Raw genomic sequence first — 15,704 nt, forward strand, 5'->3', positions numbered from 1 at the left:
ACCAGGCCAGGCGCACTGGCTGGGCCCATGTGAGGGCTTGCGCCAAGGGGTGCAAGCTCATAGCCTCATCGTAGAAAGCCAGCCCGCGCACCAATACTGACAGCGAGCCGATTCCGCTGTCAGCCGAGTCCTACAAGCACCCGGACAAGGCCCGCGCGGGCCCGCTTCAAGGTTGACCCATGGCGATCGACGTGATTCCATGGGCGCTCCCTGGCGCTGCGGCGGGCGAGCGGCGCGCCTTCACTAAACAGGAATTGCCCATGTTCAAGCAGTCCTTTCTCCCCCACACGCTGCTGCTGGCGGGCGGCATCCTGCTGACGCTGGCGGTGCTGGTGGCGTCGGAAACCGGCAATATCCGCCTGCGCGAAAGCTATACCGACGTGATCCGCTCGCAGCGCGTGCAGACCGAGCTGGCCGCGCTCAACGGCGAGCTGGTCAATGCCGAGGCCGGCCAGCGCGGCTTCCTGCTGACCGGCAAGGAAAGCTACCTGGAGCCGTACTACAAGGCCCTGCCGCGCATCGCCGAACTGATGGCGCAGATCCGCGCCGGCTATGCCAACGATCCCGAAGGCCTGAAACAGTTCAGCGACACCTCCAAGCTGATCAACAGCAAGCTCAATGAGATGGCGCTGACGCTGGTCTACGGCAAGCGCGACCTGGAAGTGGCGCTGGACCTGATCCGCACCGACTACGGCAAAGAGACCATGGACAACGCGCGCCGCGGCCTGGACCAGTTGCAGGCGCGCGAGGCCGGCGCGGTCTCGCACCGGCTGGAAGGCGCCGAGAACGACGTGCAGCTGTCGCGCTACGGCATCGGCCTGCTCACCGCCATCAACATCATCCTGATGATGGCGGTGGGCGTCGGCCACGCCAAGCGCCTGTCGATGGCCGAGGCGGTGCGCACCCAGCTGGAAGAGGAAAGCGTGCGGCTGGACCGCAAGGTGCGCGCACGCACGCGCCAGCTGTCGGCGCTGGCCGCCCACCTGCAGCGCGTGACCGAGGACGAAAAGACACGCCTGGCGCGCGAACTGCACGACGAACTGGGCGCCATCCTGACCGCGATCAAGCTGGACCTGCACTGGGTGCGCCGCAAGGTGCAGGAGGACCATCCGGTGGCGGCCGAGCGCCTCACGCGTGTGATGCTGCACGTGGACCAGGGCATCCAGATCAAGCGCCGCCTGATCGAGGACCTGCGCCCCACGGTGCTGCTGAACCTGGGCCTGCGCGCGGCGGTGTGCCAGCTGGTCGAGGAAGTGGGGGCGCGCAATGACTGGGAGACCAATGTCAGCGTGCCGGAAGACCTGCCGCCGCTGCGCGACGAGGCCGCGATCGCGCTGTACCGGATCGTGCAGGAATCGCTGACCAATGCCAGCAAGTACTCTGAAGCCAGGCACATCGATGTCAGCCTGGCCTGCCAGGACAACCTGCTGACGCTGACCGTGCGCGACGACGGCAAGGGCCTGCCGGCGGACTTCGACGCCGGCAGCACCGCCGGCCACCACGGGCTGCTGGGCATGGAGCAGCGCGTCACCGCGCTGGGCGGCAGCATGCAGATCGATTCCCTGGCACAGGCGGGCGTGCGCATCCGCATCGAGGTGCCGCTGACGGACGCGGTGCTGGCGCCGGCAGAGGCGCCGGAAAACCAGGAGCCGGCGCGCGCCTGACGCGCACCGGCAGGCAGGGAATGTGATGGGCTGGCGCGGCTCAGGGCGCCGGCGCAGCGTGCTCCTCGATCACGCGGAACACCTGCTCGAGCTCGAGCGACTTGTCGAAGAAGTAGTCCGCGCCGGCCTCGGCGCACTGGCGGCGGTACATGCTGACCTGGGCGTGGTTGGTGTAGACGATGCGCACCGCGCCGGTGCCGTTGCGCTGCATCGCGCGCAGCACATTGATGCCGTTGCCCTGGCGCAGCTGCAGGTCGACGATGACCACATCGTACTTGCCGGCGGCGAGCAGCCGCAGGGCCATGGCTTCGGTATCGGCCCAGTCCACGTTCTCGATGAAAGGGAAATCCTTCAGGTATTCGAGCAGCATGCCTCGCAGGACCGCCGAGTCTTCAATCAGCAGTATGCTCAGCGCCCGGTAGGAAGTGTTCGAAGCCTGCTCCGACATGTTATGTATTGCTGGTCCTCGTCCGGTGCGGCCCATCGCGGGCTGTCATTCGACCAGGCCGTTCTTGATGGCGTAATAGGTCAGGTCAGCGTTGGTCTTCATGCCCATTTTCTCGAGAATACGGGAACGATAGGTACTGACGGTCTTGACGCTGAGAAACAGTTCGTCGGCAATCACCGACACCGACTGCCCCCGCGACAGCTTGCAGAATATCTGGAACTCGCGCTCCGACAGCATCTGGTGCACCGGCTGCTCGGTCGGCTTGTCGAGCCCGCCGATCAGCAGGTCGGCCACGGTGGCGCTCACGTAGCGGCGGCCCTGGGCCACCGTGCGGATGGCCTTGACCAGGTCGTCCGGGGCGCTTTCCTTGGTCAGGTAGCCAGAAGCGCCGGCACGGATCAGGTTGATCGCGTACTGGTCTTCCGGGTAGGTCGACAGGATCAGGACCGGCAATTCGGGCTTGCGCTGGCGGATCAGCTTGAGCACGTCGATGCCGTTGCGGTCGGGCATCGAGATGTCCAGCACCAGCACATCGAACTCGGCATCGCGCAGCTGCGCCATGACCTGGTCGCCGCTTCCGGCCTCGCCTGTCACCTGGATGTCGGGCTCTTCGGAAAGGAACTGGCGCAGCCCGGCACGCACAATCTCGTGATCGTCAGCGATCAGGATGCGGATCATGTGGGCTCCACTGGGTTGAACAGACCGGCACATGCCCGGTGCAGTCGGGTGCAGGCGGAACCGCTTGCGTTGATTGTCATTGTAGTGCCGCGCGCGGGCGCGGGCTGTCGGTGTCAGGCTGACATGATGCGCGGACAGAACGCGTGCACGGCACATGGCGCGCCGGCTCGCCGCGCACAAACGCAAAGCGGGACGGAGGTGATCCGTCCCGCTTTGCTGCGGCGCGTCAGTGCTGAAACTTCCTGGAGGGCGCTGGCGCCGCCGGCACCGGCATGAGGCTGAGGCTAGTCGCTAGTGGCCAGTGACTGTGGACCAGCGCGGCACGTTACTGCGCCTTGGCACCCGCGTCGGCGCCGGCGCTGACGCCCACGCTCGCGTCGGCCTTGGCCTTCTTGGTCGACTTGGCGGCGTGCTTGTCATGCTTGTCACGCTTGGACTTGCTGCCGGCGTCTGCCTTGGCGCCGGCGGTGGCGTCGGCGGCGGTGCCAACCCCCTTGTCGACGGCCGCGCCGGCGGTGGACAGGCCCTTGTCAGCGGCGGAGCCTGCTGCCGACAGACCCTTCTCGGTGGCCGCGCCCGCGGTCGACAGACCCTTTTCGGCCGCGCCTGCGGCACCCGTGGCGGCGCTGCCGGCAGTGTTCAGGCCACCCTGCGCTGCAGCGGCGGGAGAGGGTGTGGTCACCGATGCGCCGACATCGGCCTTCGTGCCAACGGAAACGCCGGTGCCTTGGGCCATGGCCAGCGAGGAAGCGGCAGCGATCGACAGAGCGGACAGGGAGAGCAGCAGTTTCTTCATGGACAGACTCCTTTCAGGATGCCCCACGGCGAAACATTCGCCGCGGTGATCACGCTGGTGATTGCGTGTATCGAGCCCTCAGTCTAGGGAGCCGGGCTGCGCCGGTCTGTGAGGAGTTGAAAGGCTCTGTAAGGAGTTGTGAGGCGCCTGCCACGCCGCCCCGGCACGGCTTTGCCGCCCGCCTGCAGCGGTTTTCCCTGCTGCATCAATGGGCTGGCGGCGGGGCCATGCCGCCGCCCCCGCCGCCCTGCCGTCGCACCCGGTTACAGGTTGGGCGCCAGCGCGCGCTCCAGCGTGGCGCGGTCCTCGTGGCGGCGCGCCGCCATGTCGTCGAGCTGGTCCTGGCCGATCTTGCCGATGGAGAAGTAGGTCGACTGCGGATGCGCCAGGTAGAAGCCGCTCACCGAGGCGGCCGGCGTCATCGCCAGCGACTCGGTGATGCCCATGCCGATCTCGGCCGCGTCGAGGAACTCGAACATCGGGCCCTTGACGGTGTGCTCCGGGCACGCCGGGTAGCCAGGCGCCGGGCGGATGCCGCGGTACGACTCGGCGATCAGCTGCTCGTTGCTGAGCTGCTCGCCGGCGTCATAGCCCCACAGGTCCTTGCGCACGCGTTCGTGCAGGCACTCGGCAAAGCCTTCGGCGAAGCGGTCGGCCAGCGCCTTGAGCATGATCGCGCTGTAGTCGTCATGGTCGGCTTCGAACTGGGCTTCCTTCTTCTCCACGCCCAGGCCCGCGGTAACCGCAAACAGGCCGACATAGTCGGCGATGCCGCTGTCCTTGGGCGCGACGAAATCCGCCAGGCAGCGGTTGGGGCGGCGCACGCCGTCCACCACCGGGCGCTCGCTCTGCTGGCGCAGGTTGTGCCAGGTCAGCGCGACCTTGCTGCGGGTCTCGTCGGTGTAGATCTCGATATCGTCATCGTTGACGGTATTGGCCGGCAGCAGCGCGATCACGCCGTTGGCGGTCAGCCAGCGGCCCTGGATCAGGCGCGACAGCATGGCCTTGCCGTCCGAGAACACCTTGCGCGCCGACTCGCCGACGATCTCGTCGTTGAGGATGTCGGGGAATTTGCCGGCGAGGTCCCAGGTCTGGAAGAACGGGCCCCAGTCGATGTAGTTGGCCAGTTCCGCCAGGTCGTAGTTGCGGAACACGCGCCGGCCGATGAACTTGGGCCTGGGCGGCACGTAGCTGCTCCAGTCGATCGGGGTCTTGTTGGCGCGCGCCTGCGCCAGCGTCACCATCGGCGTGGCCTTCTTGTTGGCGTGCTGGGTGCGGATGCGGTCGTAGTCGGTCTTCAGCTCGTCCAGGTACCTGGTTGCGCCTTCATCCGACAGCAGGCTCGACGCCACGCTGACCGAGCGCGAGGCATCCGGCACGTACACCACCGGGCCTTCGTAGTTGGGCGCGATCTTGACCGCGGTATGCACACGCGAGGTGGTGGCGCCGCCGATCAGCAGCGGGATCTTCTTCACGCGGAAGTAGTCATCGCGCTGCATTTCCGAGGCCACGTAGGCCATCTCTTCGAGCGACGGCGTGATCAGGCCCGACAGCCCGACGATGTCCGCGCCCTCGACCTTGGCGCGGGCCAGGATCTCGTTGCACGGGACCATCACGCCCATGTTGACCACTTCGAAGTTATTGCACTGGAGCACCACCGACACGATGTTCTTGCCGATGTCGTGCACGTCGCCCTTCACCGTGGCGATCACGATCTTGCCGCGCGCCTTGACGTCGCCGCCGGCCTCGGCCAGCAGGCGCTTCTCTTCCTCGATGTAGGGCAGCAGGTGCGCCACCGCCTGCTTCATTACGCGCGCGCTCTTGACCACCTGCGGCAGGAACATCTTGCCCGCGCCGAACAGGTCGCCGACGATGTTCATGCCGTCCATCAGCGGGCCTTCGATCACCTCGATCGGGCGGCCGCCGCGCGCCTCGACCTGCTGGCGGACCTCTTCGGTGTCTTCGACGATGAAGGTGGTGATGCCATGCACCAGTGCGTGCGCCAGGCGCTCGCCCACCGGCACCGGCTGCTCGGGCGTGCCGCGCCAGGCCAGGTTTTCTTCCTTCTTCGCGCCGCCGCCCTTGAAGCGGTCCGCGATCTCCAGCAGGCGGTCGGTGGAATCTTCGCGGCGGTTCAGGACCACGTCTTCCACGCGCTCGCGCAGCTCTGGGTCAAGCTGGTCATACACGCCGAGCTGGCCGGCGTTGACGATGCCCATGTCCATGCCCGCGCCGATGGCGTGGTACAGGAACACGGTGTGGATCGCCTCGCGCACCGTGTCGTTGCCGCGGAACGAGAACGACACGTTGGACACGCCGCCGCTGACCTTGGCGTACGGCAGGTTCTGCTTGATCCAGCGCGTGGCCTCGATGAAGTCCACCGCGTAGTTATTGTGCTCCTCGATGCCGGTCGCGACCGCGAAGATATTCGGGTCGAAGATGATGTCTTCCGGCGGGAAGCCGACTTCATTGACCAGGATGTCGTAGCTGCGCTTGCAGATCTCGGTCTTGCGCTGGAAGGTGTCGGCCTGGCCTTTCTCGTCGAAGGCCATCACCACCGAGGCGGCGCCATAGCGGTGGATCAGCGCGGCGTGGTGGCGGAACTGTTCCTCGCCCTCCTTGAGCGAGATCGAGTTGACCACGGGCTTGCCCTGCACGCACTGCAGGCCGGCCTCGATCACTTCCCACTTGGACGAGTCGATCATGATCGGCACGCGCGCAATGTCCGGCTCGGAGGCGATCAGGTTCAGGAAGCGAACCATGGCGGCCTTCGAGTCCAGCATGGCCTCGTCCATGTTGATGTCGATGATCTGCGCGCCGTTCTCGACCTGCTGGCGGGCCACCGCCAGCGCCTCGTCGAACTGACCGTTCAGGATCATGCGCGCGAAGGCCTTGGAGCCGGTCACGTTGGTGCGCTCGCCGACGTTGACGAACAGCGTGTCGTCGTCGATGGTGAAGGGCTCGAGGCCGGACAGGCGCATCGGGCGCGGGGGCAGTTGGTTGTCGCTCATGTTGTCAGGCTCCGGCTCAGGCGGCGTCGCGGTACTGGCCGGGCCAGGTGCGGGGTTTCTTGTCGGCCACGCGCTCGGCGATGGCGGCGATATGCTCGGGGGTGGTGCCGCAGCAGCCGCCCACCAGGTTCACCAGGCCGGAAGCGGCGAATTCTTCCACTAGCGACGAAGTGACTTCCGGCGTTTCGTCGAAGCCGGTGTCGCTCATCGGGTTCGGCAAACCCGCGTTCGGGTAGCACGACACCGCGGCATCGCACACCTTGGCCAGTTCGGCGATATAGGGGCGCATCAGCGTCGCGCCAAGCGCGCAGTTCAGACCGATCGTGATCGGCCGGGCGTGGCGCAGGCTGTTCCAGAACGCTTCCACGGTCTGGCCCGACAGGATCCGGCCCGAGGCATCGGTCACGGTGCCGGAGATCATCACCGGCAGGCGTTCGCCGGTGTCCTCGAACAGCTGGTCGATGGCGAACAGCGCCGCCTTGGCATTGAGCGTGTCGAAGATGGTCTCGACCAGGAACACGTCGGCGCCGCCTTCCAGCAGGCCCTTGCCCTGTTCGTAGTAGGAATCGCGCAGCTCTTCGAAGGTCACGTTGCGCGCGCCCGGGTCGTTCACGTCGGGCGAGATGCTGGCGGTCTTGGGCGTCGGGCCGAAGGCGCCGGCGACAAAGCGCGGCTTCTCCGGCGTGCTGTACTTGTCGCAGGCGGCGCGCGCCAGGCGCGCGGCCTCGACGTTCATCTCGTACGCCAGGTCCGCCATCTTGTAGTCTTCCTGCGCCACGCCGGTGGCGCCGAAGGTGTTGGTCTCGATCAGGTCGGCGCCGGCGGCCAGGTACTGCTCATGGATCTCGCTGATGACCTGCGGGCGCGTCAGCAGCAGCAGCTCGTTGTTGCCCTTGACGTCCACCTTGTGTTCCGCGAAGCGCGCGCCGCGGTAGTCCGCCTCGGTCAGCTTGTAGCGCTGGATCATGGTGCCCATGGCGCCATCCAGGATCAGGATGCGTTCTTGCAGCAGCCGGGGCAACTCGGCAGCCCGGGTGTAGGGGCGCGGCGCGGCCGCGGTGGATTCAGGGGCACTCATGGCGGGGACTCTGGAAAGGCGGGCCTGCGGCGTATCCATGGCTGGATCGGCGCCGGGCCGCTGCTGTGGCCTATGCTGGCCAAAGAGGGACGATTTTATCAGGTGTATCAAGGCCTTGCGGCTGCCCGCGGTGGCCCGCGGTTGCCTGTCCGGCCCGCTGGCGCCTACACTGAGAGACGTAACCGTCACCGCCCCAGGGCGCGCTTCGCGCTGCCCCCTTCCTTGCCCGCCATGCAACATCTCTCCCCCGCCGACGCCCAGAACCTGCTGGCGCAATCGCCCGAGACGCTCTTTATCGACTGCCGCAGCGAGATGGAATACCTGTTCGTCGGCCATCCCAAGGGCGCGCACAACGTACCCTGGAACGATGGCCCGGACTGGGAGGTCAACCCGCATTTCGTGCAGATGGTGAAGAAACTGGCGGGCCAGGCATCGGCGCGGCCGGTGCTGCTGATCTGCCGCAGCGGTAACCGCTCGTCGGCGGCGGCGCGGGCACTGGAGGGCGCGGGCTTCTCCAACGTCCAGTTCGTGCTGCACGGCTTCGAGGGCGACCTCGATACGCAGCGCCACCGCAATACGGTCAACGGCTGGCGCCATGACGGGCTGCCGTGGGAACAGTACTGAGCGCGGCCGCAGCGCCCGCCACCAACAAAAACGCCCGCCGAAGCGGGCGGTGATCGTTCCAGGCAAAGCCGCTCAGTGCATCACCAGCGGGTGCATCATGACGTTGTCGAACTTGCCGAGAAAATCGTCGACTTCCTCCACGGATGGCTCGCTTTCAATCAGGCGTTTGACGTCGGCGCGGAAGCTCTCGGCCAGGTGGCCGCCGAGGAAGATTTCGCGCTTCAGATTCTTGTCGACGATTTCGTAGCCACCAAACTCAAGCGGCGCCTGATCGACATCCGCACCGAATTCCACGATGCAGTAGTTGTCGCTGTTGTAGATCATTTGCATGGCACACCTCCTGGGCGTCATGGATGGGCGGCATGCCCTTGTGGTTCTTGCCTCAGTTGATGCCTTGAGGGGGCGCCGCGGCTTTACCTCCAAACTTGGGGTGACCAGCGGGAAATCAAGTTATTGGTGCGGGTCACCTCGTTGCCACGATTTTCTGCCTTACATGGATTGGGCATCGGCCAATGCAACAAGTTTCTTGAGCCTTCCACATCAGTGTGTTGCTTGTCACGGAACGTCGCACTGCCCCCCGCATGCGGCATTCCCAAGAAAGGCGTCCAGCGCGGCGTGGAAGCGCTCGGGCTGCTCCACGTGCACCAGGTGCGCCGCTTGCGGCACGACCTCGAGCCTGGCTCCGGGAATCGCCGCGGCGATGCTCTGTGCCATCGCCACGGTTGCGCCCTGGTCCTGCTCGCCCGCTACTACCAGCGTAGGACAATGAATGCGGGAAAGCGCGCCGGCAAGGTCAAAAGCCATGATTGCCTCGGCCACACCCACGTATCCACGTACCGGCGTGGCCACCAGACTGTCGCGAATGCGCGACACCTGGTCGCGATGCGCCTCATGGAAGGCCGGCGTCAGCCAGCGCCCGAGGGTGGCATCGGCCATGCCGGCCATGCCATGGGCCTCGGCCTGGCCGATGCGGTTGTGCCACATCGGGTGCGCCTCCATCGGGGTCTGGCTGTTGGTAGCCACCAGCGCCAGCGACAACAGCCGTTCGGGATGGCGCAGCCCCATGGTCTGCCCGATCATGCCGCCGACGGAAATCCCGCAGAAATGCGCCTGGGAGATCTGCAGCGCGTCCATCACCGCGACCACGTCGTCGGCCAGCCGCGTCATGGTATAGGGCCCGAGCGGGGCGTCGCTGGCCCCGTGGCCGCGCATATCAGGGCGCACCACGCGATAGCGGCCCGCCAGGTGCTGCGCGGTGGCGTCCCACAGCGTGTGGTCGGCAGCCAGGGCGTGGACCAGGATCACCCAGGGCCCGTCCGCCCCGTCCACGCGCACGTGCAGGTCGGCGCCTTCGGCGTGGATGCGGTGGGTTTCGGCGGGTGGCGTGGCAACGGTCATGGCTGGGCTCCTTTCGGTTAGATGGTGCGTCGGGAGGCGCGCGCCGCGGTCCTACTGCCCTTCCCTGCCGCGGTACACCAGGTCGATCTGGGTGCCGTCGGGCTCGGTCTGGCGCAGGCGCACCGGCATCCAGCCGAGCGACTGCGCCAGCCACAGCTCGACGCGGCGCCTGTCATTGGCACGGCGCTGCAGCCTCACAAAGTGCTTTGCGCGTATCACGCCGTTGCCGGTGTCGATCTCGTCCTCTCCAACATACTGCACTTGCATGGGTTCCACATCCCGCGTGTCGGCCACAAGGAATGCTTCCGTCACTCCGGGGGTGGCATATCGCTGGGGATTGCCGCGCACCAACCCCACCAGTTGCAGGAATACGCTGAAGCGGTCCTGCGCGCCGGGCGGGAACGGCGCCTGCGTGCCCGAGGCAAACACCGCGGTGCCGGCCGCGGCATCGAATCGCGAGGTCTCGGTCTTGTTGCGGCGGCGCTCTTCGTAGCGTTCCGGCAACAGCCCCTGCACCGCCATCGCGCCGCCGCTCTGGAAGGCAAAGCGGAACCACAACACGCGGGTTTCGACCGCCAGACGGTAGCGGCTGCCGTCCTGCTCCCAGCGGATCAGGCCGTCGGGGTTCTGCACGCCGTTGACGAAGCTGGCGTAGTGCATCGTCGCCGACGGCGGCGGGTCGTAGCGCACGCCATCGACGCCGCCCTGCGGCCCGCCGGACGGCGCGGCTGCGGCGGCAGGCTTGGCCGCGCTGCCCTCGCCGCCGCTGCCCGAGGCCATTTCGGTCGCGCCCTGCGGGCTGGTGGCGAGCGGGGGAGCGGGGGCTTCCTGCGGCGCGGGTTCCGGGGCCGGCGCGGCCGCCCTGGGCTGCAGGCGCGGGCGCGGCACCGGCCGCGGCGCGGGTGGGGCTGGCGGCCTGGGCGGCGGCAGCAGCACCGCTTCCAGCGTGGGCGTGTTGCTGACATCCACCGGGATCAGCGGCCCCGGCATGCGCACGAAGCCCACCACGGCCAGCACGTGGACCAGCAGCACCAGGGCGATCACGATGATCCAGCGCCGCCGGCGCCAGACGCGGGGATCCGCGCCGGGCCGGGCGAGGGGATCAGGATTGGCCGGTTTCTCCGGCCGGGGTGGCTGCACCAAGGTAGCCAAGTTCCGATGAGAGCTGTTGGGCGATGTCGCGGATGCGACGATCCATCGTACCGCCCCATTCTGCATCGAATATGCTCTGCGCGCCCAGCACGATCAGCCCCATGGCCAGGTGGCCGTTGGCGTTGAACACCGGCATCGAGAACGCATTGATACCCGGCAGCACGCCGCCGAGCGTGCGCGCCGCGCCATGCGCGCGCACCTCGGCGCAGATCGCGTCGTATTCGGCCAGCGAGCGCGGCATGTCGGGCAAGCCGTCATTGCCGCGAGCGCCCAGCTCGCGTTCGATCAGCGGCAGGGTCTGCTTGCGCGGCAGGTAGGCGCCATACAGGCGCCCGGTGGCGGAGTTCAGCATCGGCATCACATCGCCCAGGCGCAGGCTGACGGTGACGGGATGGCTGGATTCCTCCCAGTGCACCACGGTGGGACCGTGGTTGCCCCACACGGCAATGCCGGCGGTCAGGTCCAGTTCGTCGCGCAGCTGCGACAGGATCGGGCGCGCCTTCTTGACCGGATCGAGACGGTTCAGCCCGGCCAGGCCCAGCTGCAGCGCGAACGGGCCCAGGTCATAGCGCCCGCTGACGGGGTCCTGCGCCACCGCGCCCAGCCGCATGAAGCTGACCAGATAGCGATGGGCCTTGGCCGGGTTCATGTCGGCGGCGGCTGCCAGGTCGCGCAGCATCATCGCGCGCGGCGACACCGCCAGCGCCTGCAGCAGCCTGAAGCCCACCTCGATGGACTGGATGCCGGAACGCAGCTTGGTGTCTTCTTCTTCGATCTCTGACATGCGGCGGATGGTTGGCTATCCCCAGGGGCCGGGGAAATTCGTAGGTAAATTTACTATAGCGAAATCGATTTACCAATTTTTAAGCCATCGGTAGACTTTCTTCGCAACAGACCTGGCCGGCGGCATGCCTCTCGTGCAAGCCCGCCCGAACCGGGCCCTTTTTAACACGGAGACAACCGATGCGCCCCCTTGGCCACTTCCGCCCCGCCCTCGCCGCATTGACGGCCGGTACCCTGTTTGCCGCCCTGTTCACCGGCAGCGCCCCCGCGCGCGCCGATGACTGGCCGTCGCAGCCGATCCGCTGGGTCGTGCCCTATCCCGCTGGCGGCGGCACCGACGTGGTGGCGCGCACCGTGGCCCAGGCCATTACCCCGGGGCTGGGCAAGCAGGTGGTGATCGACAACCGCCCGGGCGCGGCGACGATTGTCGGCGCCGATGCCGTGGCGCATGCCAAGCCCGACGGCTACACCGTGCTCACCGCCGACACCGCCACGCTGGCCGCCAATCCGTCGCTGTACAAGAAGCTGCCGTACAACCCGGACAAGGACTTCGTCTACATCGGCCAGCTTGCGCGCTTCCCGCTGGTGCTGGTGGCCAATCCCAATTTCCCGGCGCGCACGCTCAAGGAAGTGGTCGAGTACGCGCAGAAGAACCCGGGCAAGGTCAATTTCGGCTCGCCTGGCGCGGGCAGCCCGCACCACCTGGCAATGGAACTGTTCATGGACCAGACCCGGGTCAAGATGACGCACGTGCCCTACAAGGGCGCGGCGCCGGCGGTGCAGGACCTGCTCGCGGGCCAGGTCGACCTGATGTTCCTGGACCTGGCCTCGGGCCAGCAGAATGTGCAGGCGGGCAAGCTGCGCGCGCTCGGCGTGGCCACGCCCAAGCGCCTTGCCGTGCTGCCCAGCGTGCCGACCGTGGCCGAGGGCGGCGTGGCCGGCTTCGAGGCCTACGCCTGGCAAGGCATGGTGGCGCCGGCCGGCACGCCCAAGGCCGTGGTCACGCGCCTGAACGCCGAACTGGTCAAGGCGCTGAAGACGCCGGAGGTGCAGAAGAAGCTGGAAGGCGTGGGCGTGGAGGCGGTCTACAGCACGCCCGAGGAATTCGCCAGCTACGCGCGCGCCGAGGGCGAGCGCTGGGGCAAGCTGATCAAGGCCAAGGGCATCACCGTCGACTGACTGGCGCGCGGGCGCGCCACGGTAGACTAGCGGCCGCCGCGCCTGCGATGCAGGCGCCCCTGATCCCTACCCCATCGCACCCATGAAACTCGCAACCCTGAAGGACGGTTCGCGCGACGGCCAGCTGGTGGTCGTGTCGCGCGACCTGAAGCAAGCCCACTACGCCACCGACATCGCCGGCAAGCTGCAGACCGTGCTGGACGACTGGAATTTCTACGCGCCCCAGCTGCAGGACCTGTACGACGCGCTCAACGCCGGCCGCGCACGCCACCCCTTCGCGTTCGTCCCCAGGGACTGCATGGCGCCGCTGCCGCGCGCCTACCAGTGGGCCGACGGCTCGGCCTACGTCAACCACGTTGAACTGGTGCGCAAGGCGCGCGGCGCCGAAATGCCGCCCGAGTTCTGGACCGACCCGCTGATGTACCAGGGGGGCTCGGACGACTTCGTCGGGCCGCAGGACGATATCGTCTGCGCCAGCGAGGCGTTTGGCATCGACTTCGAGGCCGAGGTGGCCGTGATCACCGGCGACGTGAGGATGGGCGCCACGCCCGAGCAGGCCGGCGAAGCCATCCGGCTGGTGATGCTGGCCAACGATGTCTCGCTGCGCAACCTGATTCCGGCCGAACTGGGCAAGGGCTTCGGCTTCTTCCAGAGCAAGCCGGCCACGGCGTTCTCGCCGGTGGCGGTGACCCCCGACGAACTCGGCGAGGCCTGGCGCGAGCGCAAGGTGCACCTGCCGATGACCGTGCACTGGAACAGCAAGAAGGTGGGCCAGCCCGACTGCGGCACCGACATGGTGTTCGACTTCGGCCAGCTGATCGCGCATATCTGCAAGACGCGCAATGTGCGCGCCGGCAGCATCGTGGGCTCGGGCACGATCTCCAACGTCGACCGCAAGAAGGGCTACTGCTGCATTGCCGAGAAGCGCATGCTGGAAACCATCGATGAGGGCGAGCCCGCGACCGAGTTCATGAAGTTCGGCGACGCGGTCAAGATCGAGATGTTCGACGCACAGGGCCATTCGGTATTCGGCGCGATCGACCAGTTGGTGGCAGCGGCCTGACGCACGTTGGGGCCGCGGGGTGCGGTGGCGAGCCGGATGTGCATATAATTAACCGACCGATCGGTTGGCAAATAACGATGCATGCGGCGCGCCGCTAACCCCTTCCTCTCAGGCCCCCAATGACTACCCCCACCGCTGACTCCACCCCCCTCTCCCCCCGCTACGAGCGCTATCGCGCACTGACGCTGCGCCGCCACGGCCCCATCCTCGAAATCATCATGGGCGCGGCCCAGTCGGCCAACCAGAAGCTGGCCACGGCGGACGCCAGCATGCACCGCGAGCTGGCCGAGATCTGGCGCGACGTATCCGCCGACCCCGAGGTGCGCGTGGCGCTGATCCGCGGCGAGGGCAAGGGCTTCTCCGCCGGCGGCGACCTGGCGCTGGTGGAGGACATGGCCAACGACTTCGAGACCCGCACCCGCGTCTGGCACGAGGCGCGCGACCTGGTCTACAACGTCATCAACTGCGACAAGCCGGTGGTCTCCGCCATGCACGGTCCCGCTGTCGGCGCCGGGCTGGTGGCGGGCCTGCTGGCCGATATCTCGATCGCGGCCAGGAGCGCGCGCATCGTCGACGGCCATACCCGGCTGGGCGTGGCCGCGGGTGACCATGCCGCGATCGTGTGGCCGCTGCTGTGCGGAATGGCCAAGGCCAAGTACTATCTGATGCTGTGCGAGTCGGTCAGCGGCGAGGAAGCCGAGCGGATCGGCCTGGTCTCGCTGGCGGTGGAAGAGGACGAACTGGTGGCGCGCGCGTTCGAGGTGGCCAACCGGCTGGCGGCCGGGTCGCAGACCGCGATCCGCTGGACCAAGTACGCCCTCAACAACTGGCTGCGCATGGCCGGCCCCGCCTTCGATACCTCGCTGGCGCTTGAATTCATGGGCTTTGCCGGCCCCGACGTGCACGAAGGCGTGGCGAGCCTGCGCCAGAAGCGGCCGCCACAGTTCAGGTAACGACGACGCAGCCGCCGGCCCGACGGGCCCTCCTGGCCAATCCCGGGGCTGCGCCGCACACGGAGCGCTCGACCATGTTCGGACAGATTCCCGATTTCACCAACGGCTTCGACTTCATGCGCCGGCTGTGGGGCAGCGGCAGCGGCATGCCCGCCGGCATGATGCCCGGCCTGCAGGCAATGACGCCGCCGATGGACCTCGACGACCTCGACAAGCGCATTGCCGACCTGAAGGCGGTGGAGAGCTGGCTGCAACTGAACACCAACCTGCTGCGCACCACCATCCAGGGCCTGGAAGTGCAGCGCGCCACGCTGGTGGCGCTGCAGACCTTCGGCAACGCGCTGTCGCCCGAGGCCATGCAGTCCGCCATGGAAAACGTCGCGCGCGCGGCCAACACGCCCAGCGCCGCTGCGCCGGAGCGCGCCGCCGGCGCGGATGCCGGCAGCGGTGCGCAACCGGAGCCGCCTGCCGCCGAGCACCCGCAAGCTGCGGCAAGCGACACCGATTCCACCTTGCCGCCCAATGCCGCACTGTGGTGGGACCTGCTGCAACAGCAGTTCAACCAGATCGCCAGCAGCGCCGCCGCGGCCAGCATCGCCCCGTTCGGCATGGGCGGCGTGGGCGGCTTCGGCGCCGCAGCCGGCCCCGACGCCGCAGCGCAAGCGGCGGCTGCAAAGCCGAAGACGGACGCGCCTGGCAAGGCCGCCTCCGCCGGCACGGGCAAGCCTGCCGCCAGGAAAGCGCCGGTAAAGAAGGCGCCGGCCAAGAAGGCGGCCAAGGCAAAGCCGGCCAAGGACGCGGGCAACGGCGATGACAATGGCAAGAACGGGGGCAGCAACGGCGCCAACGGCAGCAGCGCAGCCTGACCGCCAGATAC

At 67.5% G+C, this 15,704-nt stretch carries 15 protein-coding genes; 6 read left to right on the forward strand and 9 right to left on the reverse strand.

Annotated elements, in window-relative coordinates; all coding sequences use genetic code 11:
* The first annotated feature begins 260 nt into the window (after window positions 1-260).
* Window positions 261-1,664, forward strand: coding sequence for a sensor histidine kinase (locus AC3WVS_RS25035; protein WP_492320766.1), 1,404 nt, complete (start codon window positions 261-263; stop codon window positions 1,662-1,664).
* 40 nt (window positions 1,665-1,704) lie between these two features.
* Here AC3WVS_RS25035 and AC3WVS_RS25040 read toward each other — a convergent pair whose 3' ends face one another.
* The 5 genes from AC3WVS_RS25040 to AC3WVS_RS25060 form a co-directional block, all read right to left on the reverse strand.
* Entirely contained in the window at window positions 1,705-2,112 is a 408-nt protein-coding gene (locus AC3WVS_RS25040) for a response regulator (RefSeq protein WP_035820351.1), read from the reverse strand.
* Between the two features lie 45 nt (window positions 2,113-2,157).
* A complete protein-coding gene (locus tag AC3WVS_RS25045) occupies window positions 2,158-2,790 on the reverse strand; it encodes a response regulator (protein ID WP_010812886.1) in 633 nt (210 codons plus the stop codon).
* Between the two features lie 325 nt (window positions 2,791-3,115).
* Complete coding sequence (locus AC3WVS_RS25050; protein WP_492320767.1) at window positions 3,116-3,586, reverse strand: hypothetical protein; 471 nt, start codon at window positions 3,584-3,586, stop codon at window positions 3,116-3,118.
* Between the two features lie 263 nt (window positions 3,587-3,849).
* A complete protein-coding gene (gene metH / locus AC3WVS_RS25055; RefSeq protein WP_492320768.1) occupies window positions 3,850-6,597 on the reverse strand; it encodes a methionine synthase in 2,748 nt (915 codons plus the stop codon).
* Window positions 6,598-6,613: 16 nt separating this feature from the next.
* A complete protein-coding gene (locus AC3WVS_RS25060) occupies window positions 6,614-7,675 on the reverse strand; it encodes a homocysteine S-methyltransferase family protein (RefSeq protein WP_316152324.1) in 1,062 nt (353 codons plus the stop codon).
* A gap of 231 nt (window positions 7,676-7,906) precedes the next feature.
* Here AC3WVS_RS25060 and AC3WVS_RS25065 point away from each other — a divergent pair, with 231 nt between their 5' ends.
* On the forward strand, window positions 7,907-8,299 hold the full coding sequence (locus tag AC3WVS_RS25065) for a rhodanese-like domain-containing protein (protein ID WP_492320769.1): 393 nt from the start codon (window positions 7,907-7,909) through the stop codon (window positions 8,297-8,299).
* A 72-nt stretch (window positions 8,300-8,371) separates the two neighbouring features.
* On the opposite strand, the gene AC3WVS_RS25070 is transcribed toward AC3WVS_RS25065, so the two are convergent.
* The 4 genes from AC3WVS_RS25070 to AC3WVS_RS25085 all read right to left on the reverse strand — a co-directional run bounded on the left by AC3WVS_RS25070 (window position 8,372) and on the right by AC3WVS_RS25085 (window position 11,633).
* Window positions 8,372-8,629, reverse strand: a complete 258-nt coding sequence (locus AC3WVS_RS25070; RefSeq protein ID WP_010812891.1) for a BTH_I0359 family protein — start codon at window positions 8,627-8,629, stop codon at window positions 8,372-8,374.
* A 225-nt stretch (window positions 8,630-8,854) separates the two neighbouring features.
* Entirely contained in the window at window positions 8,855-9,697 is an 843-nt protein-coding gene (gene pcaD / locus AC3WVS_RS25075; protein WP_492320770.1) for a 3-oxoadipate enol-lactonase, read from the reverse strand.
* A gap of 51 nt (window positions 9,698-9,748) precedes the next feature.
* Complete coding sequence (locus AC3WVS_RS25080) at window positions 9,749-10,840, reverse strand: DUF3108 domain-containing protein (protein ID WP_492320771.1); 1,092 nt, start codon at window positions 10,838-10,840, stop codon at window positions 9,749-9,751.
* The gene (locus tag AC3WVS_RS25085) at window positions 10,800-11,633 is read right to left on the reverse strand and encodes an IclR family transcriptional regulator (RefSeq protein WP_492320772.1); all 834 of its coding nucleotides are present in this window, start codon (window positions 11,631-11,633) and stop codon (window positions 10,800-10,802) included. Before AC3WVS_RS25085 ends, AC3WVS_RS25080 begins: the two co-directional genes overlap by 41 nt.
* Before the next feature lie 179 nt (window positions 11,634-11,812).
* Between AC3WVS_RS25085 and AC3WVS_RS25090 the strand changes: the two genes are divergently transcribed.
* The 4 genes from AC3WVS_RS25090 to phaM all read left to right on the forward strand — a co-directional run bounded on the left by AC3WVS_RS25090 (window position 11,813) and on the right by phaM (window position 15,693).
* A complete protein-coding gene (locus AC3WVS_RS25090; RefSeq protein WP_492320773.1) occupies window positions 11,813-12,811 on the forward strand; it encodes a Bug family tripartite tricarboxylate transporter substrate binding protein in 999 nt (332 codons plus the stop codon).
* Window positions 12,812-12,893: 82 nt separating this feature from the next.
* On the forward strand, window positions 12,894-13,874 hold the full coding sequence (locus tag AC3WVS_RS25095) for a fumarylacetoacetate hydrolase family protein (RefSeq protein ID WP_492320774.1): 981 nt from the start codon (window positions 12,894-12,896) through the stop codon (window positions 13,872-13,874).
* A 119-nt stretch (window positions 13,875-13,993) separates the two neighbouring features.
* Window positions 13,994-14,827, forward strand: coding sequence for an enoyl-CoA hydratase/isomerase family protein (locus AC3WVS_RS25100; RefSeq protein ID WP_492320775.1), 834 nt, complete (start codon window positions 13,994-13,996; stop codon window positions 14,825-14,827).
* A gap of 74 nt (window positions 14,828-14,901) precedes the next feature.
* Window positions 14,902-15,693 carry a polyhydroxybutyrate granule multifunctional regulator PhaM gene (phaM, locus tag AC3WVS_RS25105; protein ID WP_492320776.1) on the forward strand — a complete coding sequence of 264 codons (792 nt, stop codon included), beginning with the start codon at window positions 14,902-14,904 and terminating at the stop codon, window positions 15,691-15,693.
* Window positions 15,694-15,704: the final 11 nt, after the last annotated feature.

The organism is Cupriavidus sp. CPT47-8839-RL05A, assembly GCF_058792255.1.

Coding starts and splice junctions, on each gene's coding strand:
- AC3WVS_RS25100 (WP_492320775.1), top strand. CDS start 13,994: ATGACTACCCCCACCGCTGACTCCACCCCCCTCTCCCCCCGCTACGAG.
- AC3WVS_RS25085 (WP_492320772.1), bottom strand. CDS start 11,633: ATGTCAGAGATCGAAGAAGAAGACACCAAGCTGCGTTCCGGCATCCAG.
- AC3WVS_RS25065 (WP_492320769.1), top strand. CDS start 7,907: ATGCAACATCTCTCCCCCGCCGACGCCCAGAACCTGCTGGCGCAATCG.
- AC3WVS_RS25045 (WP_010812886.1), bottom strand. CDS start 2,790: ATGATCCGCATCCTGATCGCTGACGATCACGAGATTGTGCGTGCCGGG.
- AC3WVS_RS25070 (WP_010812891.1), bottom strand. CDS start 8,629: ATGCAAATGATCTACAACAGCGACAACTACTGCATCGTGGAATTCGGT.
- AC3WVS_RS25050 (WP_492320767.1), bottom strand. CDS start 3,586: ATGAAGAAACTGCTGCTCTCCCTGTCCGCTCTGTCGATCGCTGCCGCT.
- phaM (WP_492320776.1), top strand. CDS start 14,902: ATGTTCGGACAGATTCCCGATTTCACCAACGGCTTCGACTTCATGCGC.
- metH (WP_492320768.1), bottom strand. CDS start 6,597: ATGAGCGACAACCAACTGCCCCCGCGCCCGATGCGCCTGTCCGGCCTC.
- AC3WVS_RS25095 (WP_492320774.1), top strand. CDS start 12,894: ATGAAACTCGCAACCCTGAAGGACGGTTCGCGCGACGGCCAGCTGGTG.
- AC3WVS_RS25040 (WP_035820351.1), bottom strand. CDS start 2,112: ATGTCGGAGCAGGCTTCGAACACTTCCTACCGGGCGCTGAGCATACTG.
- AC3WVS_RS25060 (WP_316152324.1), bottom strand. CDS start 7,675: ATGAGTGCCCCTGAATCCACCGCGGCCGCGCCGCGCCCCTACACCCGG.
- AC3WVS_RS25090 (WP_492320773.1), top strand. CDS start 11,813: ATGCGCCCCCTTGGCCACTTCCGCCCCGCCCTCGCCGCATTGACGGCC.
- pcaD (WP_492320770.1), bottom strand. CDS start 9,697: ATGACCGTTGCCACGCCACCCGCCGAAACCCACCGCATCCACGCCGAA.
- AC3WVS_RS25035 (WP_492320766.1), top strand. CDS start 261: ATGTTCAAGCAGTCCTTTCTCCCCCACACGCTGCTGCTGGCGGGCGGC.